The organism is Pseudomonas sp. BJa3, assembly GCF_026343815.1.
In the GTDB taxonomy this organism is placed as follows: Bacteria; Pseudomonadota; Gammaproteobacteria; order Pseudomonadales; family Pseudomonadaceae; genus Aquipseudomonas; species Aquipseudomonas soli.
In genome coordinates this window covers 217,885-239,674 of the sequence record NZ_JAOXMC010000004.1, presented here as the reverse complement: position 1 = coordinate 239,674, position 21,790 = coordinate 217,885, and the positions used below count along the sequence as shown (strand labels likewise).

The 21,790-nt window shown below is 64.5% G+C and carries 26 protein-coding genes and 1 tRNA gene; 2 read left to right on the top strand and 25 right to left on the bottom strand.

What is annotated here, in order from left to right:
- Positions 1-3 precede the first annotated feature (3 nt).
- Both ycaC and OH705_RS06340 read left to right on the top strand, forming a co-directional pair.
- Positions 4-624, top strand: coding sequence for an isochorismate family cysteine hydrolase YcaC (gene ycaC, locus OH705_RS06345; protein WP_023632674.1), 621 nt, complete (start codon positions 4-6; stop codon positions 622-624).
- Between the two features lie 114 nt (positions 625-738).
- Positions 739-1,665, top strand: a complete 927-nt coding sequence (locus tag OH705_RS06340; protein WP_267301451.1) for a LysR substrate-binding domain-containing protein — start codon at positions 739-741, stop codon at positions 1,663-1,665.
- On the opposite strand, the gene OH705_RS06335 is transcribed toward OH705_RS06340, so the two are convergent.
- The 25 genes from OH705_RS06335 to lolB form a co-directional block, all read right to left on the bottom strand.
- A complete protein-coding gene (locus OH705_RS06335) occupies positions 1,643-2,812 on the bottom strand; it encodes an MFS transporter (RefSeq protein ID WP_267301449.1) in 1,170 nt (389 codons plus the stop codon). The two genes, OH705_RS06340 and OH705_RS06335, sit on opposite strands and share 23 nt — an antisense overlap.
- A gap of 177 nt (positions 2,813-2,989) precedes the next feature.
- A complete protein-coding gene (locus OH705_RS06330; RefSeq protein WP_267301447.1) occupies positions 2,990-3,286 on the bottom strand; it encodes a cupin domain-containing protein in 297 nt (98 codons plus the stop codon).
- A 196-nt stretch (positions 3,287-3,482) separates the two neighbouring features.
- Positions 3,483-4,454 carry a hypothetical protein gene (locus OH705_RS06325; protein ID WP_267301446.1) on the bottom strand — a complete coding sequence of 324 codons (972 nt, stop codon included), beginning with the start codon at positions 4,452-4,454 and terminating at the stop codon, positions 3,483-3,485.
- Positions 4,427-5,131 (bottom strand): hypothetical protein, encoded by a 705-nt coding sequence (locus tag OH705_RS06320; protein ID WP_267301445.1) that lies wholly within the window; start codon positions 5,129-5,131, stop codon positions 4,427-4,429. Before OH705_RS06320 ends, OH705_RS06325 begins: the two co-directional genes overlap by 28 nt.
- A complete protein-coding gene (locus tag OH705_RS06315) occupies positions 5,128-5,667 on the bottom strand; it encodes a DNA-binding protein (protein ID WP_267301444.1) in 540 nt (179 codons plus the stop codon). Before OH705_RS06315 ends, OH705_RS06320 begins: the two co-directional genes overlap by 4 nt.
- Entirely contained in the window at positions 5,664-6,587 is a 924-nt protein-coding gene (locus OH705_RS06310) for a hypothetical protein (RefSeq protein WP_267301442.1), read from the bottom strand. The genes OH705_RS06315 and OH705_RS06310 overlap by 4 nt, the downstream gene beginning before the upstream one ends.
- A complete protein-coding gene (locus OH705_RS06305) occupies positions 6,584-7,294 on the bottom strand; it encodes a hypothetical protein (RefSeq protein ID WP_214500992.1) in 711 nt (236 codons plus the stop codon). Before OH705_RS06305 ends, OH705_RS06310 begins: the two co-directional genes overlap by 4 nt.
- An 8-nt stretch (positions 7,295-7,302) precedes the next feature.
- A complete protein-coding gene (locus tag OH705_RS06300) occupies positions 7,303-9,318 on the bottom strand; it encodes a phage tail protein (RefSeq protein ID WP_267301439.1) in 2,016 nt (671 codons plus the stop codon).
- A 9-nt stretch (positions 9,319-9,327) separates the two neighbouring features.
- Entirely contained in the window at positions 9,328-9,852 is a 525-nt protein-coding gene (locus tag OH705_RS06295) for a phage tail protein (RefSeq protein ID WP_217868350.1), read from the bottom strand.
- Complete coding sequence (locus OH705_RS06290) at positions 9,849-11,021, bottom strand: baseplate J/gp47 family protein (RefSeq protein ID WP_267301436.1); 1,173 nt, start codon at positions 11,019-11,021, stop codon at positions 9,849-9,851. The genes OH705_RS06295 and OH705_RS06290 overlap by 4 nt, the downstream gene beginning before the upstream one ends.
- Positions 11,018-11,335, bottom strand: a complete 318-nt coding sequence (locus OH705_RS06285) for a DUF2590 family protein (protein WP_046857148.1) — start codon at positions 11,333-11,335, stop codon at positions 11,018-11,020. Before OH705_RS06285 ends, OH705_RS06290 begins: the two co-directional genes overlap by 4 nt.
- Entirely contained in the window at positions 11,335-13,407 is a 2,073-nt protein-coding gene (locus tag OH705_RS06280) for a phage tail tape measure protein (protein WP_267301434.1), read from the bottom strand. The genes OH705_RS06285 and OH705_RS06280 overlap by 1 nt, the downstream gene beginning before the upstream one ends.
- Positions 13,408-13,412: 5 nt before the next feature.
- On the bottom strand, positions 13,413-13,559 hold the full coding sequence (locus tag OH705_RS29235) for a DUF6890 family protein (RefSeq protein ID WP_156177691.1): 147 nt from the start codon (positions 13,557-13,559) through the stop codon (positions 13,413-13,415).
- Between the two features lie 20 nt (positions 13,560-13,579).
- Positions 13,580-13,867, bottom strand: coding sequence for a putative phage tail assembly chaperone (locus OH705_RS06275; RefSeq protein ID WP_267301433.1), 288 nt, complete (start codon positions 13,865-13,867; stop codon positions 13,580-13,582).
- Positions 13,868-13,894: 27 nt separating this feature from the next.
- A complete protein-coding gene (locus OH705_RS06270) occupies positions 13,895-14,119 on the bottom strand; it encodes a TraR/DksA family transcriptional regulator (protein ID WP_267301431.1) in 225 nt (74 codons plus the stop codon).
- Positions 14,119-14,568: a phage protein gene (locus OH705_RS06265; protein WP_046857144.1), complete on the bottom strand. Its 450-nt coding sequence runs from the start codon at positions 14,566-14,568 to the stop codon at positions 14,119-14,121. Before OH705_RS06265 ends, OH705_RS06270 begins: the two co-directional genes overlap by 1 nt.
- Before the next feature lie 3 nt (positions 14,569-14,571).
- Positions 14,572-15,687 carry a DUF2586 domain-containing protein gene (locus OH705_RS06260; RefSeq protein WP_267301428.1) on the bottom strand — a complete coding sequence of 372 codons (1,116 nt, stop codon included), beginning with the start codon at positions 15,685-15,687 and terminating at the stop codon, positions 14,572-14,574.
- Between the two features lie 91 nt (positions 15,688-15,778).
- Positions 15,779-16,243: a phage tail protein gene (locus OH705_RS06255; RefSeq protein WP_267301426.1), complete on the bottom strand. Its 465-nt coding sequence runs from the start codon at positions 16,241-16,243 to the stop codon at positions 15,779-15,781.
- Positions 16,244-16,719: 476 nt separating this feature from the next.
- The gene (gene ychF, locus OH705_RS06250) at positions 16,720-17,820 is read right to left on the bottom strand and encodes a redox-regulated ATPase YchF (RefSeq protein WP_023629554.1); all 1,101 of its coding nucleotides are present in this window, start codon (positions 17,818-17,820) and stop codon (positions 16,720-16,722) included.
- Between the two features lie 23 nt (positions 17,821-17,843).
- Complete coding sequence (gene pth, locus OH705_RS06245) at positions 17,844-18,428, bottom strand: aminoacyl-tRNA hydrolase (RefSeq protein ID WP_023629555.1); 585 nt, start codon at positions 18,426-18,428, stop codon at positions 17,844-17,846.
- Positions 18,429-18,507: 79 nt separating this feature from the next.
- On the bottom strand, positions 18,508-19,104 hold the full coding sequence (locus tag OH705_RS06240) for a 50S ribosomal protein L25/general stress protein Ctc (RefSeq protein WP_011532196.1): 597 nt from the start codon (positions 19,102-19,104) through the stop codon (positions 18,508-18,510).
- 118 nt (positions 19,105-19,222) lie between these two features.
- Complete coding sequence (locus OH705_RS06235; protein ID WP_016391678.1) at positions 19,223-20,164, bottom strand: ribose-phosphate pyrophosphokinase; 942 nt, start codon at positions 20,162-20,164, stop codon at positions 19,223-19,225.
- A gap of 45 nt (positions 20,165-20,209) precedes the next feature.
- Positions 20,210-20,284 (bottom strand) — tRNA-Gln (locus OH705_RS06230).
- Positions 20,285-20,304: 20 nt separating this feature from the next.
- Positions 20,305-21,165, bottom strand: a complete 861-nt coding sequence (gene ispE, locus OH705_RS06225; protein ID WP_267301423.1) for a 4-(cytidine 5'-diphospho)-2-C-methyl-D-erythritol kinase — start codon at positions 21,163-21,165, stop codon at positions 20,305-20,307.
- A gap of 4 nt (positions 21,166-21,169) precedes the next feature.
- Positions 21,170-21,787, bottom strand: a complete 618-nt coding sequence (gene lolB, locus OH705_RS06220; RefSeq protein WP_094010299.1) for a lipoprotein insertase outer membrane protein LolB — start codon at positions 21,785-21,787, stop codon at positions 21,170-21,172.
- Positions 21,788-21,790 lie beyond the last annotated feature (3 nt).

Sequence of the window (21,790 nt, the reverse complement as noted above, 5' to 3'; positions counted from 1 at the left end):
ACCATGGCATTCCAATACAAGCGTCTGGACAAGAACAACGCCGCGGTACTGCTGGTCGATCATCAGACCGGGCTGCTGTCGCTGGTGCGCGACATCGACCCGGACCGGTTCAAGAACAACGTGCTGGCGCTGGCCGACCTGGCCAAGTACTTCAAGCTGCCGACCATCCTCACCACCAGCTTCGAGACCGGCCCCAACGGCCCGCTGGTGCCCGAGCTCAAGGAGCAGTTCCCCGAGGCGCCCTACGTCGCCCGCCCCGGCAACATCAACGCCTGGGACAACGAGGACTTCGTCAAGGCGGTGAAGGCCACCGGCAAGAAGCAGCTGATCATCGCCGGCGTGGTCACCGAGGTGTGCGTGGCCTTCCCGGCGCTGTCGGCGCTGGAGGAGGGCTTCGAGGTGTTCGTGGTCACCGACGCTTCCGGCACCTTCAATGAATTGACCCGCGACTCGGCTTGGCGCCGCATGGAAGCCGCCGGTGCCCAGCTGATGACCTGGTTCGGCGTGGCCTGCGAGCTGCACCGTGACTGGCGCAACGACATCGAAGGGTTGGGCACGCTGTTCTCCAACCACATCCCCGACTACCGCAACCTGATGACCAGCTACAGCAAGCTGGCCAAGTGACCGCCAACCCGGGCCCCGTTGCCGGGGCCCGGGCCTGGTGACGCCCACGGCCCCTGTGACGATCCCTGTAGAATGGCGGATGATGCAGCGGTGAGCCGTGGACGAGTGTTGCCGATGTTCGACCTGAACGACCTTTATCTCTATGCCAAGGTGGTGGAGCACGGCGGCTTCGCGCCCGCCGGGCGCATCCTTGGCCTGCCCAAGTCACGCCTCAGCCGGCGCGTGGCCAAGCTCGAGGAGCGCCTGGGCGTGCGCCTGATCCAGCGCTCCACGCGGCAGTTCCAGGTTACCGAGGTGGGCCTGGAGTATTACCGCCATTGCCTGGGCATGCTCGAGCAGGCCGTCGCCGCCGAGGATGCCGTCGAGCGCAACCGCGCCGAGCCCCGTGGCATCGTGCGCCTGGCCAGCAGCACCGCGCTGCTCGACTCGCGTCTGGCGCCGATGCTGGCGCGCTTCATGGCGCAATGCCCGGTGGTCGAGTTGTTGGTCAAGAGCTACAACCGCCGGGTGGATGTGATCGGCGAGGGCTTTGACCTGGTGCTGAGCGTGCAGCACCAGCCACTGGAAAGCAGCGAGCTGGTGATGCGTCGCCTGGCCCCGAGCCGTCAGTGCCTGGTGGTTGCGCCGGGCCTGCTGGCCGGACACGGGCGGCCCATGTCACCGGAAGGGCTCCAGGTCCTGCCGAGCCTGAACTGGGGCGCCAATGTGCAGGACGCCACCTGGATGCTGATTGGGCCTGCGGGCGCCGAGGCTGCCGTGCGCCATCGCCCCCGTGTGGTGTCGGACGACCTCGCGGTACTGCGCGAGGCCGCCCTGGCCGGCGTGGGCGCGGTGCTGTTGCCCGAGGAGGCGGTGCGTGCCGACCTGGCTGACGGGCGGCTGGTGCATGTCCTCGACGATTGGGCTCCACGGGAAGGGGAGGTGGTGGCGTTGTTCCCTTCCCGGCGCGGGTTAATGCCCGCGGTGCGCAAGCTGATCGACTACCTGGCCGACGCCTTCGAGCAGGAGCAGCAGACCGCTACGCCGGTTTGCGCTTGCTGAAAACTGGCTCGGCAGGAGGGCGGGCCGACCAGAATGCCAGGCCCGCCGCCAAGGCGGTCAGCGCGGCGCCGGCCCAGGGGGTGGCCGCCAGCGTCGCCCCGGTGATCACCACGCCGCCGATGGCCGAACCCAGCCCGACACCGAGGTGCATGGCCGACATGTTCAGGCTCATGCCAGCCGGGAAGGTATCCGGGCCACGGGTCGCCAGGTAGCTCTGCACCACCGGTGAGGTGGTCCAGCTCAGCCCACCCCAGAGCATCATGGTCGCCAGGAACCACCATGGCGTGCCCACGCTCAAGGGCAGTACCAGCAAGCTGGCGAGATAGAGCAGCGGCGCCAGCGCGATGGAGCGGCCTGCGCCGAGTCGGTCCGCCATCCAGCCGCCGACATAGCCGCCCGAAACACCGGCGATGCCGAAGGCGGCGAACACTGCCGCCAGCCATTGCAGCGGAATGTCGGCGACCTGGTGGGCATAGGGGGCCAGGTAGGCGAAGACCGTGAAGTGCCCGGCAATCATCAGCAACGACACGCCCTGGGCTGCCATCAGGCGGCTGTCGCGCAGATGGCGGACATAGCTGCGCAGGGCGATGCGATCGCTGCTCTGCAGCTGCGGCAACCCTTGCCAGGCCATCAGCAGCACCGCCATTGCCAGCACGCTCAGCCCGGTGAATACGCCACGCCAGCCCAGCACGTCGCACAGCAGCATCCCGGCCGGCACCCCCAGCACCAGTGAGCTGCAGATGCCCATGAAGATCACCCCGATGGCGCGGCCACGCAGGGCCTCGGGCACCATGCGCGTAGCCATCAGTGTGCAGGTCAGGCAGGTCAGGGCGCTGGTCGCGGCCATGCCTATACGCGCCACCAGCAACGCGGTATAGCCAGGCGCCAGGGCTGCTGCAAGGTTGCACAGGGCAAAGATCGCCAGGGTGGCGCACAGCAGGCGGCGCAAGGGCAGGCGTGTGGTCAGCAGGGGAGAGAAGGGCGCGGCGAGGGCGAAGCTCAGGGAGAACACCGTGGTCAGCTGCCCGGCAATACCGAGCGGGACTTGCAGGCCATCGGCCAGGGCCGGCAGGATGCCGACCGTGATGTTTTCTGCCATGCCCGTGACGAACGTCGCCAGGGCCAGCAGCCAGATACGCGGGCTCATTGTGTTGCCTCCGATAAACAGGCCGGCCAAGGTCCGGACCCATTTGTCCCGACGGTTGACCGGCAAGGGTCAGGTCCATCGGGTTTCGAGGCAGTGCTTCGGTTATCCCGGTTCAAGCAGGGGGAGTGTAGGGCCGCTGGGGTACACGCGCAACCTGGGCAGGCGCGCGCTTGTTCATCACTTCAGCTCGGTTTCGATGAACACCACTTCGTGATCGCTGGCATTGACCACGTTGTGCTCCACACCGGCCTTGCGAAAGTAGCTCTGGCCCGCCTCCAGAGGGGCGAGCTTCTCGCCCTCCGGGGTTTCCAGCAACAACGTGCCATCGGTCATCGGTACCACCACGTAGTCATGGCCGTGCAGATGCCGGCCAGTCTCGGCACCTGGGGCGAAGCGCCATTCAGTGACGATCACTTCTTCGGTGTTCACCTGAACGGTGGGTACGGCTTTGGGGCGTTGGGGCTTCTGCGTCATGGGGTAGGCCTGCTCACGAAAAAGCGTCCAGCCTGGACCGCTTGCTCGATGGTTTAAATCCAAGTCTGCTGGCAGTCAGTCGTGTGAACGCTCAACTTTTTCCGGCGCAAACGAACGCGGGGCCAGCCCGCTCCCCCAGGCTCAAGGTTGAGCCTGGGGGAGCGGGCTGGCCCCGCGATACGAAACGCCCTGAAAGCTACAGCGTGATCGGCTTCAACTTGAGCCCCATGGCCTGGGCCTGCACTGCCGCGCCGCTGAAGGCTGCCGCATTGCTCGGTGGTGGCGTGGGGCCGTGCACATGCGCGGCCAGTTCGGTGTTCATCGCCTGGACCAGCTCGAGCAGGTCGCAGAGCACCTGCAGCACGTTCACCGACGCCGAGCCCAGCCAGGTCTTTGGCGCCTGCAGGCGCTGGCTGAGTTTCACCACGCTTTCGCGCAGCCCCTCGATGCGCTCCTGGACGTCGCCGCCGATCGCTGCGTTGAGTTTCTGCCCCACCGCCAGGTTCAGGTCGCGCCCAGTGGCCTGGTGCAGGTCGTCGAGGGCGGCCAGGCTGGCGGAGCCGCCGGACAGCAGCTTGAGCGCGCCGAGGGCCTCGATCTTCTTCACCCCGCCCACCGTCTCGGTCGAGTGGTCGTCCACGGTCCGCGCATGGCTCTGGAACTGCTCGGTATTGGCCAGCGCCTCGACCTCGCGTTCGATCGCCTTGTCGCGGATCCGGCCATCGGTCTGGCGCAGCCAGTTGCCATCGGCGTCGGCGCGCTGCTGACAGGCCTCGCTGTGCTGCCATAGCAGATCACCCTTCGGCACCCTGGGCAGGCTGAGCCCATGAGGCAGGATCTGCTGGATGAAGGGTTTGTGGGGCAGGCCGTAGGCAAACGACACCACCACGGTGGTTCCTTCTTCGGGGAAACCGAACATGCCGCGTTCCTGGCCGCCCATGGGCGTCGGTAGCGGCAGGCTGGTGAACACCGGCAGCGTCGGGTCGGGCTCGCCATCTGGTAGCAGTACCTGGACATCGACGCCGAAACGCGGGCGGAAGTCGTCGCACAGCCCGGGCGCCGCTGGCGCATCGGGCACCGCGACCACCCGGCCGAAGCGCGGCAGGTGGTAGCCGCCGGTGATCTCGGGGAACTGGCGCGCTACGGCGCGGCGGATTGCGTCTTCCATCGGATGGCCATCTGGTTGCCGGCCAGCGCGACATGGGTCACGCGCTCGCCGTGGTTGATCGGTGCGCCTGGACGCAGCCCTGGCAGGGCGGCAATCGTGGCGCTCTGGTTACCCTGGTAGTTGTCGAACAGCTCCATGGGCAGTTGCAGCGCGGGGCGGGCGCCGAAGTAGCTGTCGGCCCAGCTGCCCACGTACACCTCGCCATTGCCCTGCTGCTGCCAGATGAAGTCGGGGATGTCGAACACCTGGGCCAGGCTCTCCATGGCCTGGAAGCCGGCGGCGAGGCTGTAGAAGAACGGTGCGCGCACCGATGCGTAGGGCCGCTCGGGCACGCGAAAGCGCAGGCCGGTCTGCTGGCCGACCTGGTCGAGCACGCCGTGCAGGTCGACATGGCGCAGGTTCATCGGCAGCGGCCTGGCCAGGATCGCCGCCAGCTCGCGGCAGAACAGCACCTGCTGCCTGGCGTTGGCGGTGGTGCAACGCTCGACGTAGCCGATGAAATGCCGCTGCAGCGTGCTGTCGTTGTAGCCGATGTCGAGGGTGACCAGGCCCTTGAGCGGTGCCTCGGCCTGGACGATGAAGGTCGCCCGCCCCGGGTTGCGCAGCTCCAGACGCACATCCGCCCTGACCAGGTCGTGGCGTTCGCCTGCCACGGTGAGGACCTGATGCAGTTTCATGGTTTCTCCCCCAGCCAGTCGTCCACTTTTTTCAACAGCTTTTCGAAACTGGTCAGGTCCGGATCCTTGTCATCCTCGTCATCTTCCGCCCCTGCCGCGGCGCCGGGTGCGGCCTGTGCCTTGACGCGTTTCTTGGCCCGACGCTTCTCGACCTTTTCCGGGTTGGAGGTCTTCTCGGCCAGGCCGAACTGCACCCGCCAGCAGGCCAGCGCATCGTCTTCCCGGACGTTGACGTTGTCGGCGAAGCACACCTGGCGGATGCCGAAGGCCTCGGCCGTGTCGTTGACGATGCGGTAGGTCTTGAGCTGGCCGCCACTCTGGGTGGCTTCGGCCAGGCGCATCAGGTTGCGCAGCCAGACGCTGTTGACGTAGGGGATGGTCAGGGTGACGGTGAGGGTCTTGGGTTTGAAGCCTTTGTGCGCGGTGTCGGTGTTGCTGGTCTGGCCGGACAGGTCCTCGGCTTCGATGCGCAGGTTGCCGGTGACTTTCAGGGTCTTGCCTTCGACGGGCTGGCCGTCCAACAGTAGCAGTGTCATAAACCCACCATTTCACGAACGAAGCTCAGGCCTTTTGCCGAGCCGACCAGGATCACGCCCGCGCTTATCACCCACTCATGCCCCGGGGCATCGCCTTCGAGCAGCATGCGCCGCAGTTGCGTGGTGTCGCCCGGGCCGAGCAGGCGGGCGCGTACCGAGCTGTCGGCCTGGCCGCCCTCCAGCAGCTGGCGCAGGTCGGTCAGGCGCTGGTCACGGACCTGCTGCTGGTTGGCCTTGAGTGCCGCCAGTCCGGCGAGGTCGCTCATGGGGGAGCTGTCGGCGGCGTAGCTTTCCAGCACCGCGATCTGCCCGGCGATCGATTGCTGCGCGGCCTTGAGCACCGTGCAACGCTCCAGCGGCAAGGCTTCCCAGCGCGGCAGGGCGGAGGCCTGGGGAATCTGCCATTTCTCGGTTTCGAGCCGGGTCAGGTGCTCGGCGCGGCGTTGTGCGCGCACCAGCTCGGGGATCGGCATCAGGGCGTTGAAGCGGCCCAGGCCGGCGGCCAGCTGATCGTGGCGGGTACCCAGGAACAGTAGGCACAGCGCATGCTGCTCGCCCTGGGGGCTACCGTCGTCGGTGGCGTCGGTCAGTTTGTTGGCCATCAGTTGCAGAAGGTTCGGCGCAGACAGGAAGCGCTGGTAGCCACGCCCCTGGCCGATACCGCTCTGGAACGGCGTCACCACCAGACACCTGGGCACTTCGCCCAGTTGCTCGGCCAGGGCCTGGCGCCCGGCTGCGATCGCACCCTGGGCCGCCTCGCCGACCGGTCCGGGGTTGGTGGTCACCAGCCCTTGCAGGCCGGCCAGCCGCTGGCCGGTGCTGGCCAATTCGTTGCCGGCCAGGGTCTTGGCCGCTTGCAACTGGTCCATCCAGCGTGTCGCTTCGCTCGGCCAGCGCATGGCGACAGGCGACCAGCTCATGCCGGCACCGTCCACTGGATGGCGCGCAGGGCATTGAGCTTCTTGTCCTGCAGCGCCTTGGCCGCGTCACGCTTGAGTTGGTCGGCATGTTGCAGCGCGGCCTGCTTGAACAGGACCAGGTCCTTGTTCACCTGCAGCAACTGGTCGCGGGTGTGGGCCAGGAACAGGCGCACGCCATCGCTGCCGGTGCAGGGGTAGGCGCTGTCCAGGCCGCTGAACACCAGGCCGGTCAGGTTGACCTGGTCTTCCAGCGAGCTGCTGTAGCGATGCACCTTGCCCAGAGCCGTCGAATCGAAGCCGGCCTCGATGTACTTCGCGCAGCCGGTGTTGATCTCATCCAGCTTCTGCTGGTGGAGCTTGGCCAGCACGGCGGTAGTGTCGTCCACCCACTCGCCGTTCTTCCATACCTGGTCCGGGCCAGGCTTTTTCACCGTGTAACCCGAGGGGACCGGCCCCATGCCGGTGATGGTCAGGGCCTCGGCGGTGGTGATGCTGTAGACCACCAGGCCGTCGTAGTAGTCCACCAGGGACCAGGCCTGGCCGTTCCAGTGGGCGGCCTTGTGCTCGGGGATCGACGGCGGCGCCGTCTCCACGCAGCCGCCGGGGATCAGGAACACGCCGGGCTCCAGCGGCGACTCGTCCGCTTCGGCGGTACCAGTGAACAAGCCCAATGGGGATGTCTGGTAGACCGTTTTTGTCTTTGCCATCGGGCACCTCAGTATTTGATGTAGTAGTACAGGGCCATGTTCACAGGGCGCGCCTCGGCCCCGCCGGAGGGGTTTACCGTTACCGGGTGAGTGTGAGCGCCGTCGCCGACGATGTTCAGGGTATGGCTGTGGTCGCCGGCGGGTTGAATACGGTTGGTGGCGGCCGAGTTAACGCCGGCGTAATGCATGGCTGCGCCGATTCCAGGGATATCCTGGGTGGTCGGTGTATTCACGTAGTTGAAGGCGTGGATATGGCTACCCGCGACCGACGAGGTGCTCCCGCCGTGGGTGTGCCAGCCGGCACTGCCGGTAGACGCGGAGTGGGCGTGGTACTGGTTCTGACTGCTTTGGAATGTTCCCAAAACTCGGCCTGCATCAAGGTCTCGTCCATTGTCGACATCTCGAATGAACAGGCCACGAGTATCGGGCAGGGTGAAGGTCGTGGATCCGTCGGCAGCCCCGTAGTAATCACCGATCGCTGCAAAGAGCGCTGCATAGACCGTACGACTGACAGCAGCACCGTTACAGCGAAGGCAATTGGGAGGCGCGATGCTGCTGAACGACTGGATCAACGTGCCGGCGGGTACGATGTCCTGGGGCTTGAGGTTGCCGGTGTGATAGAGCGCAGAGCCGTTCCAGGCGATCACGCCTTGGGCGTTCATCGCCAGATCGCCCGCTACCTGACCTCCCCAGTGGAAGCCAAGACGGGGAGCGTACTCCCAGTTCAGATTGGTATTGTGAACCAGCCCCACCTCGCGGATTTCGAGGGCAGGATGTATGTAGTTGGTACTTGGTGTATCTGAGTAGAACCGGGGGAGCTGGTTGCTGTATCCAGTGTGCAGTGCATCGGTAATCCCATACCCCTGGAGCGTGGTTGGCTTGCCGCTGGTGATCTTGCTCCAGTCCAGGCTGGGGATATCGACCTGCAGCAGTGCCTCGCTACCGATGACCTGACCTTTGCCATTGATCGTGACTTTGGAGTACGTCCCGGGCACCACGCCGATGTCCGCAAGCGTGGCCTGGATCGCCACGTTCCTGGAGCCGTCGAAGTCCACGCGCCCGATGACATCGCCCTGTAACTCGATCTGACGCGCTTCGGCCAGCTGGCGCGACTTGCCGGCGGAGGTCACTCCCTCCTCGAGGTCCGTAACTGACCTGCGGCTGGCGAAGTGGTCCACCAGCGGGCCGGCGATGGGCACGGACTTGCGCTTGTCGGCGATGACCCCGGAACTGGCGATGTCCGCCAGTTGGATGCAGTAGACCCAGCCGTCAGGAGTGACGGAATCCTGCTGGTCGGGCAGGTACACGACTTTCCAGCTGGGAATCACATCGTTCTGCTTGCGCTGCCAGGTGATGTGAATCCACACCTGGGTCGCGTCTTGCGGCGGGCTCAGCGGCACGGCCTTGGGCAGCTCCAGGCGCATGCCTTCCAGGTAGGCGATGCCGGCGGCCAGCTGGTAGTTGTCGCCCATCTTCTGGAACTGCAGGCCGTCGCCGAAGAAGCACGCTCGCCCATACACGTCGCGGTTGCTCAGGCGCTCGCGCTCGTCGATGCCTTTCAGGCGCACGGTGAAATCGTGCTGCCAGGTGCTGGCATCGATGGTGATGCCGGTCAGTTCCTGGGCGCCGCTGTATTCCACCAGGATATTGCGGGTGACGTTGTTGCCGATCTGCAGCGGCGGGATGTTGCGCCGTTTCTGCTGCAGGGGCAGGTAGGCCACGGCGAACAGCACGCCCTCGGCGCTTTCCAGGCCCATCCAGTTCCAGTCGAAGTCGCCGATGTCGCTGCCCAGCATCGAGCTGTAGACGACCTGGTTGGGGTTCACGTAGCCGCTGTTGCCCGCCGGGATGTCGTAGCTGTGCACGATCTGGCTGGCCGGCGGCTTGGTCGCGGCGCGGTCGACTGGCGTGTTCGGGTCGAGCCCGGGCACATTGGCGTAGATGAAGCGGGTGATCTGCAGGACTTCCTTGGCCCCCTGCTTCTGGGCGATCAGGCTTTCGCCGGCGAAAGTGATTCTGGCCACGGCGGGCTCCTAGAGCGTGGCGACCAACGTCTGCTGGTCGTCGTTGAATTGGACTGCGGCAATGCGCAGGGTCACGGGGGTGATGCTGACGAAGTCGTAGCGGCGGCAGGTCCGGCCGTACTGCTGGATCAGCACCCGCAGCAGTTCGGGGTTCTCCGACAGCTGCGAGTCGGAAAGGCGCAGCAGGACCACATCCCAGTCGCGGTCCGGCATACGCTCGTCGATCTCCACATAGCCGACGCCCAGCCGGCGCAGGATGCGTTTGAGCCCAGCAGTGCTGCCGGCATCGACCGCGTTGATGAAGGCGAACTTCACCCGCAGCCGGTACAGGCTTTCCGGCTCGTCCTTGAAGCGGGTGATATCGCGCTGCCAGGCGAGCAGGTCCAGCACGGTGAGGTGGCAGGTCTCGGCATCCATCTGCAGCAGCGGCCAGCGCAGCCACTCGGTCACCCTGGCCCACCAGGCCTGGGCGGCGTCCTTGAGCTTGGTCAGTTCGCTGCCGGCGAGCCAGAACGGCAGTTTCAGCGGGCTCATACCAGGTCCACCCGCAGGTTGGCGATGCGCGCGATGCTCAGCGGCGAGACGATGTCCTGGTTGGCGAAGTGCAGCGATTCGATGTCGTCGAAGGCCTGGTGCAGTTCTTCGGCCAGGCGGCTGAAGGAGAATCGCGATTGTGGGTAGGTCAGCGTCGGGCGGTAGTCGCTGGCCGTGCTTTCACGGAACGCCGCGCGGATGAACTGGGCAATGCCTTGCTGCAATGCCTCGCGACGCTTCGTCGTCAGGTTCGCCTGTGGCCAGACCGTCAGTGCGATGTCGTGCCGCGTTTCGGGTATGACCATCACGAGCAGGTCGTCGCCGTGGCCGTGGTTGCCCTCGTCGCGCACGTGGGCGTTGATCTGCGCCAGGTACGATTCCGCTGGCACGTCGGCGTCGAACAGCACGTAGGCGTTGGCGCTGCCCGGACCGCGCGGCGCGTCGTGGAGGAAGTACACGCCATCGGGGCGCACGCCCGGGAAGGCGGCGATCATGGCGCGATAGACCGCGTCGGTGTGCCATTGGTTGACCGCGCTGAACTGGTTGCGAGTGCGCAGGCGTAGTTGCTCGTCGGGCTCGGGGTCGGCTCCGGGCGAGGTCATCCAGCCGTCGTCGTTGACCACCTGGACGATCCCCGTCACCGGCTCGGGCAGGATGGCGTAGTAGCCGGGTGCCAGGTTGTAGCCGCTGCCGACCTGCTGTGCCTGGACCTTGACCGACTGTTGCAGGCGACCTTCTGGAAACACCGCGTCCTCGATGGTTACCAGTTGGTAGACTTGGCCGTTGATCGCGGCAGACTGCACCACGACGCCGGCGCGCATCAGCAGCTCGCCGGCGCTGTTTTCACGGGTGAACAACAGCTGGCCCTGGGCCTTGGTCGCGCCCTTGCGATCGATGTTCACCGCCCAGGCCAGGCTGTCCAGCCAGGCGCCGCTGGCGGTCTTGACGAAGAAGTTGGGCAGCACGGTGTCGCTGATGAAACCCACCAGCCAGAGCACTGGCTTGGTCACCAGTGCCGTCACCACCCGCCAGAACGGCGAGTAGGCGCTGGTGTTGCTCAGCTTGCTGCCCTGGGCGGCCACTTCGGCCTCCCAGGCCTTGTGCAGCGCCGCCTCGGTGGTGGGAATGCCGGCGTCGGCCAGCACCTTGCGAAAGTCCAAGTCGCTCACAGGTATACCTCGATGTCACCGAATTTCAGGGTTTTCGCCGTGACCCGGTACACGCCCGGCCGCTCTTGCAGGATGCGGGCGGTACCGGGCAGCAGGCGCTCGTCGTCCTCTACCAGCAGTTCCAGCTGCAGGATGCAATCGGCCTGGCGCTGGCGGCTGCGCTCGGCCACCAGGGTCACCAGCAGGCCGCTGTCGCGGATCATGTGGGCGATGTCCTGGGCGATGCTGGCGCGGTCCTCGATCAGCAGCGGTTGATGGGAAGGGTCCAGGACCAGGTCGTTGTCGTGGATCAGCAGATCGATGTAGTCGCTCATCAGCCCACCGCCATTTCCATCATCTGTTCGAGCTCCAGCGGGTTCATGGCCTTGCTGGTGTTGATCTCGATCTTCTCGACGTGCATGCGCCGATCCTGGGTCTGGGTGCTGCTCTGGATCTGGGTCATCAGCCCCCCCTGGGGAACGCTCGTCGGGCTGGCCGGCGAGAGGTTTAGTGCGGTCTGGGTCATGCGCTGGCGCTGTTGGTCGAGTTGCTCGATCGGCGTCATCAGCGGGGTGGGTGCAGGCACCTGCACCAGGTGCTTGATGGACGGTGGCTGGCTGGTGATGGGCAGGATGCCGATCGGCGCGACCTGGCCAGGCAGCTGAGGCACCTCGGGCGCCTTTGGCAGATCGCCGAAACGTGCCTCGATGTTCACGCCCGGGATCTTGTTCAGCATCTCGATCAGGCTGTCCACCGCGCTGCGGAATATCCTGCTGATGCCGTCCCAGGCGCTTTTCGCGAAGTCCGCCCAGCCACTCATCGAGCCGAACATTTTGCCCAGTGCGGTGAATTGCGCGCTGACCCACTGGAACGCCGTGCTTTCGAGCAGGGCCGCCTTGAAATCGTCCCAGTACCTGACGACCAGGGCGACGATCGTGATCAATACGGCGATGCCGGCGACAACGACGCCAATCGGGTTGGCGTACATGGCCGCGTTGACCAGCCAGGTCACGGTTTGCCAGGCGAGCATCGCCACGCGCAGGGTGCCGAGCACCGCGATCATGAGCAGTACCCTACCGACCAGGAGCACGCATTGAATGGAGTGCAGGATGAACACGGCCAGGCTTCGCAATCCGGTCAGGTTGAGCAGTGCCCAGACGGTCTGCAGCCCCAGCATGGCGACCCGGGCGATACCGACGGCGACTGCCAGCGCGCTCAGGGCGGCGCCCATGCCGGCGATGATCAGTGTGGCAATGCCGACGACCCGGGTGATATTGGGGAACAGCTTGATCCAGCGGACCAGGGTCTGGGCGATCTCGACCAGGCGTGCCATCAGCGGTTGCAAAATGGGAATCAGCGCCTGGCCGAAGGCGATGCGTAACCCTTTTACCGCAGCCCCGAACTGCTGCCAGGGGTCGACCATGGCCTTGGCCATCTGTTCGGCCTGTTCCAGGCCACGCACCTGGCCCAGCTTGTCGATGCCGTTCTGGAGACGGTCGGTGTCCTGGGCCAGGGCGCCGATGAGCTGGGCCGCCTCACCGCCGAAGGCCTCGGTGATCTTGGCGTTGGCCGCAGCTCCGCGCAGGTCGCCGAACCTACCCTGCAGCTTGGCCAGGATGTCCAGCATCGGCAGGACCTTGCCATTGGTGTCGGTGAACTTGATGCCGAGCTTGTCCGAGGCGTCCTCGATGTTCTCGAAGAAGGCCTTGTAAAGCCCACCGGCCGCGCTGCCGTCCATGCTGCCGGACAGGCTGCCGATCACGGCCATCTGCTCGGCCAGGCCGATGCCGGCGGCGGAAGCCTGGGCGCCGGCCTCCTTGAAACCATCCTTCATCTGTTCGCCGCTGGTGCGGAAAAGCTGGACCGCCAGGGCGGTCTGCCCACCCAGGATCTTGACCCATTGGCCCTTGCCCATGGCGTCGGCCTGCTGCTTCTGCAGGTTGTACATCGTGCCGACGTACTCGGCCATCACGCCTTGGTCGGATTTGGTGGCCTTGGCCAGCACGCTGCTGGCGTAGGTGAACGTGGCCAGCTGGGAGCCGGAAAGGCCCTTGATCGCGCCTTCGATCTTGTACGCCGAGGCGACGAAGTCCCGGGCGTTCTCGCCATAGGCGATGGAGAACGCCAGGGCTTTCCTGTTCAAGGCCTCCAGGGCGTCCTCGGCCACGCCAAGCGAGCGCACATCCCCAAGGGCACGGTTCATTTCCAGGGCGGGCTCAAGGAAGGTGCCAAAGCCGCTGGCGGAGTTTTGCAGCTTCTGCGTGCCATCGCTGATCTGCTTGATGGCGGTCTGACTTTTCTCGGTCAGCTTGTTGAAACCTTGGGTCATCCTCGCCAGCGGCGCGGTGACTTTGTCGGTCAGCGACAGGATGAAATCCAGCCGGCTGATTGCGGTGTTCGCGCTCATGGATGTCAGCTTCCGTTGAATGCACGTGCGATGCCGTTGGCAATGGCGATTTCCATTCGCCGCCAGTGCTCGTCCTCCAGCCACTTGGCTGTGCCCAGGTTCTCGGGCGTGGCGGATGCACCGGGCAGCCAGCGTTCGGCCAGGGCCAGCAGCTGGCCCAGGCCGTCCTCGGTCAGTCGCTCTGCGTGGCCGAGCGCTTTTTTACGGTGACCTCGACGGTCGGCGCGTATTCCTCGACCAGGGCGCCGGCCAGCTGGATGACGGTCATCGGGTTGGCCAGCAGCGCCTTGAGCTGGTCCTTGTGCTCGGGCTTCACGGCGGTGACCAGCAGGTTGTTGGCCGGTGCGACCTTGTTGGACGGGGTCAGGGCGTTGATGTACTTGGTCATCAGGGCTGGATCGACGGCGAAGTCCAGGGACAGGTCGCCGACTTCCAGGGTGATTTCGGTGCGTTGGGTCATGGGGTACTACTCCAAGAAATACGGGAATCAAAACGAAGGGTTGAGCGCTGTGCTGCGCTCGTGGCGGTGCTGGCAGGGAACGCAGCGGCGCATGCCACCCAAGGCGCGGCGCGCCTCGGGGATCTCGTCGCCGCAGTCCGCGCAATCGGTGAGGCTCGGCCCAGTCGCCGCCCGTCGGTCACGCACAGCGGCGATCGCCAGATCACGCCTGAGCTGTTCCAGGGCCTGGGCGCGGTCGAATGGGCACACCATCAGCTCAGGCCCTCTACCTCGGCGAAGGACAGGTACGGCACGCCGTTGACATGGATGAAGTCCGGGCTGGTGACGTCGAACGGCAGCTTGTGCTTGGTCTTCTCGCCGCCCTTGGCGTCGATGTTGAGCAGGCTGGAGATCTTGAAGCGGCAGCCGAAGGCCTCGACGCGGATCTCGTCGGTGGGGGTCTTGGCGTAGAACAGCTGGTCGAAGGTGCCCAGCTGGCGGAAGCTGCCGGCCTTGGCGGCGGCTTCGATGATCAGGTTGAAGTTGCTGGTGTCCACTTCCAGCTCGCCGCTGGCGGCCACGTCGCCGGCGACCCAGCCGTCCGGCACGCCCTTGGTGTGGGCCACGGCGCTGTTGTCGGTTATGTCGAGGGTTGCGCTTTCAACGTGGATCTTCAGGTCGCCCACGTTGATGTCGAAGTTCAAGCCACTGATCTTGGCCATGGGTTACTCCTGGTTGTCCTGGGAAAGGTCCAGCGCGATGTTCGCGGTGATGTCCTTGGGGCAGTTGTGCGGGCGGATGCGGATGAACACTTCCACCTGGGTGTGGCTCTTCCATACGATGACCAGGTCGCCGTCGCGGGGTGGCTGGATTTCGCCCGGGAACACCTCGCCGGCGAACTTCACCGCCTTGGCCATGCGGCGCAGCGGCGCCATCAATGCGCTGGTATTGGCGGCCATGCTGGCGGGGCTGTTATTCAGGCGGCGGTCACCGATACGGCGGATCAGCAGCGGACGGACCTGGCGGGCGGCCTTGTCGGCCAGGCGCAGGTATTCCAGGACCTGGAAGTCGCTGGCGGCAGTGTCGAGCATGTTGGCGTCGCCCCAGTACACTCCCTCGTAGTCCGGGTAGGTCTGGGATACGGAGAAGCGCGCCTTGTCCAGCTCGCTGCGTACTGCCGAGGGCAGCGGTACGCCGTCCTTGTCCGCCGGCACGCTGCCCAGGCCCAGGACAGGGCCACTGGCGACGCGCATCGGGGTATCGGCGATGCTCCAGGCGGCATTGGCCAGGCGACCGGCGAGCACGCCCAGGTCGTTGCCGTGCAGCTGCGGCACCACCACGACACGTGGCGCGGCGATACCGTCGGTGAGCGCCTTCTGCTCGAGCAGGTAGTCCGACCAGGTTACGGTCGGCAGGATGCCGGCGGACGCGGCCAGGACGAACGAACGCCGGCCATGGCGGGCGTTCAGTTGTTCGGCGGCGGTGTGCAAGGCCAGCAGTTCCGCGCCGGCGGCCACCGGCTTGGTGACGACGATGCCCTCGACCGAGTAGCCGTGTTGCTGGGCGTACTCCAGCGCGCTGGCCCAGTCGCCTTCGGCGCCGATTGGCGCGGCCAGGCAGGCCCAGCGGCTGCCGCCGTTGGCACGGGCGGCGATCAGTTGGGTCTTCAGGTCGCTGGCGGCCACGCCCAGTTCGTTGTCCAGGTCGCTGTCAGTGTTCAGGGCCAGCAGCTTGCCGACGTTCTTGGCGGCGGGGCCGATGAAAAGGAAGTAGCGCTCGATCTCGGTCACGGCGCCCTGGCCGAGGTTGAGATTGTTCACGCTGATTTTACCGAGTGCCATAGGTTGCCTCGTTAGCGGGGTGATTGAAGGGTTGTGCCGGAGCCTGCCAATCAGGTTGCCGGCGGGACGGGCGCTGGGCCCGGGTAACAGGTCAGGGGAGAGGGCTGCCCTGCACGACCACATCGCCTTGTTCGGCGACCCACAGGTCATGGGGCTGGAATGACCAGGTCTTGCCGAAGACCTCGATTTCTCCGGTTGCGTCCTCGGTCAGGTAAAGGGGCTCGACGAACTCCAGAGCCAGCGACACATCCAGCAAGTCGCTGCCTGGGGCCTTCTGCTTGACGGTGAGCGTCGGTGCCGGAAGGGCGAACAGATGGCGCCCGGGGTCTTTGGCTTCCAGCCAACTCCCGGCGAGGGCCATCAGGCGTCCGGGATGGCCGCTGTAGTCGTCGAGATCGAACAGGGCGCGGTAGCGCAGGTTGCCCATGTGCAGACCCAGCTCGGTCTGTGTCCAGGCCAGTTGCAGGTCGAGTTGCTGCGCCCCGGCATGCAGTTGTTCAGCGGGCACCAGCTTGCGTTCGAGCAGGTAGCTGGTCAGTGCTTTCAACTGGTTCATGGGGCTGACCTCGGGGCGGGGTTGCCTGAATAAATCATCGTTGAGTACTCGTGTGAGAGTTTCTGGCTCTGAGGGCGGCATTCCAAAAAGCCCGCCGTGCAGGCTTTTCAGTAATGCGCGTGGTCACCGCTGGCCACGACTGGTGACGCCATGCGGTTGCGCTTCGAATTGGTGACTCCGACCGCGGCCGTGTGCCCGCCGGATAACTGATCGTGGTGCTTTACGCTGCACACCCGGGCCAGTTGCCAACCCTCTGAACAGTCGAGGCCTGTTCATCGCTGCCTGTGTAACAACCGGTTGCTGTCCGGTTCGAGATTCAGATTATGCATCAATGCATATGCAGTCAATGCGAAAGTGGAAATATTTATGCATAAAGAATTGCCGATATGCATGTCGGTCTTTGCGGGCGGGGGTTGTAAGGCTTTTCTGTGGGCGAAAAAAAACCCGCCGAAGCGGGTTTTTTCAGGAGCGCTGCATCAGACGTTGAAGCGGAAGTGCATCACGTCGCCGTCCTTGACGATGTAGTCCTTGCCTTCAAGGCGCCATTTACCGGCTTCCTTGGCACCGCTCTCACCCTTGAACTGGATGAAGTCGTCATAGGCCACCACTTCGGCGCGGATGAAGCCTTTCTCGAAGTCGGTGTGGATGACGCCGGCCGCCTGCGGCGCGGTGGCGCCCACGCGCACGGTCCAGGCACGCACTTCCTGCACGCCGGCAGTGAAGTAGGTCTGCAGGTTGAGCAGCTCGTAGCCGGCGCGGATCACGCGGTTCAGGCCAGGCTCTTCCAGGCCCAGGGCCTCGAGGAACATGTCCTTCTCCTCACCGTCGTCGAGCTCGGCGATCTCGGCTTCGATCTTGTTGCACACCGGTACCACCACCGCGCCTTCTTCCTCGGCGATGGCCTTGACCACGTCCAGGTGCGGGTTGTTGTCGAAGCCATCTTCGGCAACGTTGGCGATGTACATCACCGGCTTGCTGGTCAGCAGGTGGAAACCGCGGATGACGGCTTTTTCGTCGTCAGCCATGTTCTTCATGAGGCTGCGTGCCGGCTTGCCTTCGGTGAAGTGCGGGATCAGTTTTTCCAGGATGGCCTTCTGTGCCAGGGCATCTTTGTCGCCGCCCTTGGCGTTGCGGGCGACCTTCTGTAGTTGCTTCTCGCAGCTGTCGAGGTCGGCGAAGATCAGTTCGAGGTCGATGATCTCGATGTCGCGCTTGGGGTCGACGCTGTTGGAAACGTGGATCACGTTCTCGTCTTCGAAGCAGCGCACCACGTGGGCGATGGCGTCGGTCTCGCGGATGTTGGCGAGGAACTTGTTGCCCAGGCCTTCACCTTTCGAGGCGCCAGCGACCAGGCCGGCGATGTCGACGAACTCCATGGTGGTCGGCAGGATGCGGTTCGGCTTGACGATCTCGGCCAGCGCGGCCAGGCGTGCGTCGGGCATCGGCACGATGCCGCTGTTCGGCTCGATGGTGCAGAAGGGGAAGTTCTCCGCCGCGATGCCGGACTTGGTCAGGGCGTTGAACAGGGTGGACTTGCCGACGTTGGGCAGGCCGACGATGCCGCAATTGAAACCCATGGGTATTCCCCTATCTAAAAGTGTCAGGCCTTCTGGCTGTGCAGTTCGCGCATCGCCTTGGCGAAGTCGCCGGCAAGCACGTCGGGCATCACGCCGAGGGCAAAATCGATGCTGGCGTCGAGCTTCTCCTGCTCGGCGCGCGGCGCGCGGCCCAGGACGAAGTTGGAGACCAGTTTGGCGTCACCCGGGTGGCCGATGCCAAGCCGCAGGCGGTGGAAGTCGTTCTGGTTGCCGAGCTGCGCGATGATGTCGCGCAGGCCGTTGTGCCCACCATGGCCGCCGCCTCTCTTGAGCTTGGCGACGCCGGGGGGCAGGTCGAGTTCGTCGTGCGCCACCAGGATAGCTTCCGGCTTGATGCGGAAGAAATTCGCCAGAGCCGCCACGGACTGGCCGCTGCGGTTCATGTAGGTGGTGGGGATCAGCAAACGAACATCGTTGCCTTGATGGCTGAACTTAGCCGTCAGGCCGAAATACTTTTTGTCAGCGGACAGCGAGACGCGCTGGGCGCTGGCGAGGCGTTCAACGAAAAGAGCCCCTGCGTTATGCCGGGTCTGTTCGTATTCGGGGCCGGGGTTACCCAGGCCGACGATCAACTGGATGGCGGTCACGTCAGGGGCTCTTCCTTGGAGTTGGTGGGTTACGGTGCGCGCGGCACTGTAACCCGATCAACGCCGGCGTGCGAGTGGATTACTCGGCAGCGCCTTCAGCAGCTTCAGCGGCAACGCGCGGGGCGTGGACGTTGGCAACAGCTTTGTCATCACCGTGGGCCAGAGCGACGAACTCTACGCCTTTCGGAGCTTTCAGGTCCGACAGGTGGATGATGGTGCCGACTTCGGCCTTGGACAGGTCGACTTCGATGAACTCAGGCAGGTCTTTGGCTTCGCAGGAAACTTCGATCTCGGAAACGACGTGGGAGATCTCGCCGCCTTTCTTGATCGGGGCTTCTTCGCCGACGAAGTGAACCGGAACCTTGGCGGTCAGCTTCTGGCCAGCAACGACGCGAACGAAGTCGGCGTGCATGATGAAGCCTTTGGCCGGGTGACGCTGCATGGCCTTGACCACGACGTTCTGCTTGGCGCCATCGACGTTCAGTTCGATAACGTGGCTGAAGGCAGCTTCGTTTTCGAACAGCTTGGCGATTTCCTTGGCCACGATGGTCAGGGACTGGGCTTCTTTATCGCCACCGTAGACAACGGCAGGGATGTTGGCGGAGTGACGCAGGCGGCGGCTCGCACCTTTCCCCAGGTCAGTACGCGCTTGGGCGTTCAGGATGAAATCAGTCATTTTGCTTCTCCAAAATAGCCCCCCGAGGGCGTTTGCGACCAGCGCCAACGGGGATGGCAAAAAAGCCCCGCCCCAACGAAAGCTGGGGCGGGGCGCTTCATATCAACACATGTTCCGCTTAGCGGAACATCGCGCTGATCGATTCTTCGTTGCTGATGCGGCGTACCGCTTCAGCGACAACCGGTGCGATATCCAGCTGGCGGATACGGTCACAGGCTTGAGCCGCGGCGGACAGCGGAACGGTGTTGGTCACCACCAGCTCGTCCAGTACCGACTTCTCGATGTTCTCGATCGCGCGGCCCGACAGGACAGGGTGCGTGCAGTAGGCGTAAACCTTGGCAGCACCGTGTTCTTTCAGGGCCTTGGCCGCGTGGCACAGGGTGCCAGCGGTGTCGACCATGTCGTCTACCAGGATGCAGGTGCGTCCTTCGACGTCGCCGATGATGTGCATAACCTCGGAGTGGTTAGCCTTTTCGCGGCGCTTGTCGATGATCCCGAGATCGACGCCCAGGGACTTGGCGACGGCGCGAGCACGCACCACGCCACCGATGTCTGGGGAAACGATCATCAGGTTCTCGAAACGCTGGTCTTCGATGTCGTCGACCAGTACGGGCGAGCCGTAGATGTTGTCGACGGGGATATCGAAGAAACCCTGGATCTGGTCAGCGTGCAGGTCGACGGTGAGTACACGGTCGATACCTACGACAGTGAGCATGTCAGCGACGACTTTGGCGCTGATGGCTACACGTGCCGAACGCGGACGGCGGTCCTGGCGGGCGTATCCGAAGTAAGGAATCACGGCGGTGATTCGCGACGCTGAGGAGCGGCGGAAGGCGTCGGCCATCACTACCAGTTCCATCAGATTGTCGTTGGTTGGGGCACAGGTGGGCTGAATGATGAAGACGTCTTTACCGCGGACATTTTCGTTGATTTCAGCACTGATTTCGCCGTCGGAGAACTTACCGACAGAAACATCACCCAGTGGAATATGCAGCTGACGTACGACACGCCGAGCCAGATCGGGGTTAGCATTCCCCGTGAAGACCATCATCTTGGACACGCGCAGTACCTGAAGGCTGAGGGTAACCTGGATGAGTATAAGAAATGGCAGGGGCGGCTGGATTCGAACCAACGCATGGCAGGATCAAAACCTGCTGCCTTACCGCTTGGCGACGCCCCTGTATCTGTTGCTGCGAATTCTTATGAACTCGACTTCTTGATCAGACTTTGCAGCTTGCGATGCAACATCGAAACATTGCTTCCTTTCGCCACAAACCCTGTTTGGGTCTCTGAAAGAAGGGCCAGAACTTTATCAGCTTCGGCTTTGCTTGGGAAGGCCCCAAACACACAGCTTCCAGTGCCGGTCATTCGAGCTTCGGTAAATTTACCCAGTGAAATCAACGCATTGCGAACTTCAGGGTAACCTTGCTCTACCACCGGTTGGCAGTCATTTCGACTGTTTCCCTCGGGAACGGGGCGCATCTTAAGGGGGAGGGAATCACGTGTCAACTCTGGATGCGAAAAAATTTCCGCTGTGCTGACAGACACTTGCGGTACCAGTACGACATACCAGGGTTCGGCGGGGTCGACCGGGGTAAGTTGCTCGCCGACACCCTGGGCAAAGGCAGCATGGCCACGGACGAACACCGGCACATCGGCGCCGAGCGAAAGGCCCAGGGTCGCCAGGCGGTCTTCGTCCCAGTCCAGTTGCCACAAGTGCGCAAGTGCCAGCAGGGTGGTCGCCGCGTCAGAGCTGCCGCCTCCGATACCGCCTCCCATGGGCAGTACCTTGTTTAGCCAGATGTCGGCGCCGAGCTGGGTACCGGACTGGGTCTGCAGCATCCGCGCCGCGCGAACGATCAGGTTGCTGTCGTGGGGCACGCCGTCAATTTCCGTGCGCAGGCAGATCTGGCCATCGTCGCGCAGGGCGAAGCTCAGTTCGTCGCCATGCTCGAGAAACTGGAACACGGTTTCCAGCTCGTGATAACCATCGGCGCGGCGCCCAGTGATGTGCAGCCACAGGTTGAGCTTGGCCGGAGCAGGCAGTGTCAGCTTTTGCATCGAATCAGTGCCCCAGCTGGCGTGGCTGCCAGTCCTTGACCACCAGGGTCACGTCGATGTTCTCGCCGTGCAGCTTCAGGCGCTCGGGCAGCCAGTAGCCGTTCTGCTCCACATAGCTCAGGTATTCAACCTTCCAGCCGTCCTGGGCGAGGCTGGCCAGGCGGCTGTCGCCGTCGAGGGTCAGCTGGCTCTTGCTGTCCGGGGCGGGCAGGCCGCGCACCCACCAGACCAGGTGCGACACCGGCAGGCGCCAGCCCAGTTGCTCTTCCAGCAGGGCCTCGGGGTTAGCGGCCTCGTAGCGGCCCTGGTTGGCGACTTCCAGCACCACGCCGCCGGGGCGCCCGGTCAGGCGTGCCGCGCCGCGGCCCAGGGGGCCGGCCAGGCGGATGTCGTAGTAGTCCTGGCGTTGCAGCCAGAACAGCGTGCCGCTGCCCGAATCACGCGGGGCGCGGATGCCGACCTTGCCGTTGATCTGCCAGCCGTCGAGGCTGCCCAGCTGCTGCTTGTGCTCGCGCCACAGCTGCGGGTTGCCCTGGCCCTGTACGGCTTCCTTGCTGCCGAAGCCAGCGCAGCCGGCGAGCAGGGCGATGAGGGTGAAGGTGATGCAATGACGCAGAAGCATGGT

Coding starts and splice junctions, on each gene's coding strand:
- lolB (WP_094010299.1), bottom strand. CDS start 21,787: ATGCTTCTGCGTCATTGCATCACCTTCACCCTCATCGCCCTGCTCGCC.
- OH705_RS06240 (WP_011532196.1), bottom strand. CDS start 19,104: ATGACTGATTTCATCCTGAACGCCCAAGCGCGTACTGACCTGGGGAAA.
- ycaC (WP_023632674.1), top strand. CDS start 4: ATGGCATTCCAATACAAGCGTCTGGACAAGAACAACGCCGCGGTACTG.
- OH705_RS06285 (WP_046857148.1), bottom strand. CDS start 11,335: ATGAGCGACTACATCGATCTGCTGATCCACGACAACGACCTGGTCCTG.
- OH705_RS06320 (WP_267301445.1), bottom strand. CDS start 5,131: ATGAAACTGCATCAGGTCCTCACCGTGGCAGGCGAACGCCACGACCTG.
- OH705_RS06330 (WP_267301447.1), bottom strand. CDS start 3,286: ATGACGCAGAAGCCCCAACGCCCCAAAGCCGTACCCACCGTTCAGGTG.
- OH705_RS06265 (WP_046857144.1), bottom strand. CDS start 14,568: ATGGCCAAGATCAGTGGCTTGAACTTCGACATCAACGTGGGCGACCTG.
- OH705_RS06255 (WP_267301426.1), bottom strand. CDS start 16,243: ATGAACCAGTTGAAAGCACTGACCAGCTACCTGCTCGAACGCAAGCTG.
- OH705_RS06280 (WP_267301434.1), bottom strand. CDS start 13,407: ATGAGCGCGAACACCGCAATCAGCCGGCTGGATTTCATCCTGTCGCTG.
- ychF (WP_023629554.1), bottom strand. CDS start 17,820: ATGGGTTTCAATTGCGGCATCGTCGGCCTGCCCAACGTCGGCAAGTCC.
- ispE (WP_267301423.1), bottom strand. CDS start 21,165: ATGCAAAAGCTGACACTGCCTGCTCCGGCCAAGCTCAACCTGTGGCTG.
- OH705_RS06260 (WP_267301428.1), bottom strand. CDS start 15,687: ATGGCACTCGGTAAAATCAGCGTGAACAATCTCAACCTCGGCCAGGGC.
- OH705_RS06340 (WP_267301451.1), top strand. CDS start 739: ATGTTCGACCTGAACGACCTTTATCTCTATGCCAAGGTGGTGGAGCAC.
- OH705_RS06325 (WP_267301446.1), bottom strand. CDS start 4,454: ATGGAAGACGCAATCCGCCGCGCCGTAGCGCGCCAGTTCCCCGAGATC.
- OH705_RS06270 (WP_267301431.1), bottom strand. CDS start 14,119: ATGGTGTGCCCATTCGACCGCGCCCAGGCCCTGGAACAGCTCAGGCGT.
- OH705_RS06275 (WP_267301433.1), bottom strand. CDS start 13,867: ATGACCCAACGCACCGAAATCACCCTGGAAGTCGGCGACCTGTCCCTG.
- OH705_RS06295 (WP_217868350.1), bottom strand. CDS start 9,852: ATGAGCCCGCTGAAACTGCCGTTCTGGCTCGCCGGCAGCGAACTGACC.
- OH705_RS06315 (WP_267301444.1), bottom strand. CDS start 5,667: ATGACACTGCTACTGTTGGACGGCCAGCCCGTCGAAGGCAAGACCCTG.
- OH705_RS06310 (WP_267301442.1), bottom strand. CDS start 6,587: ATGAGCTGGTCGCCTGTCGCCATGCGCTGGCCGAGCGAAGCGACACGC.
- OH705_RS06305 (WP_214500992.1), bottom strand. CDS start 7,294: ATGGCAAAGACAAAAACGGTCTACCAGACATCCCCATTGGGCTTGTTC.
- OH705_RS06335 (WP_267301449.1), bottom strand. CDS start 2,812: ATGAGCCCGCGTATCTGGCTGCTGGCCCTGGCGACGTTCGTCACGGGC.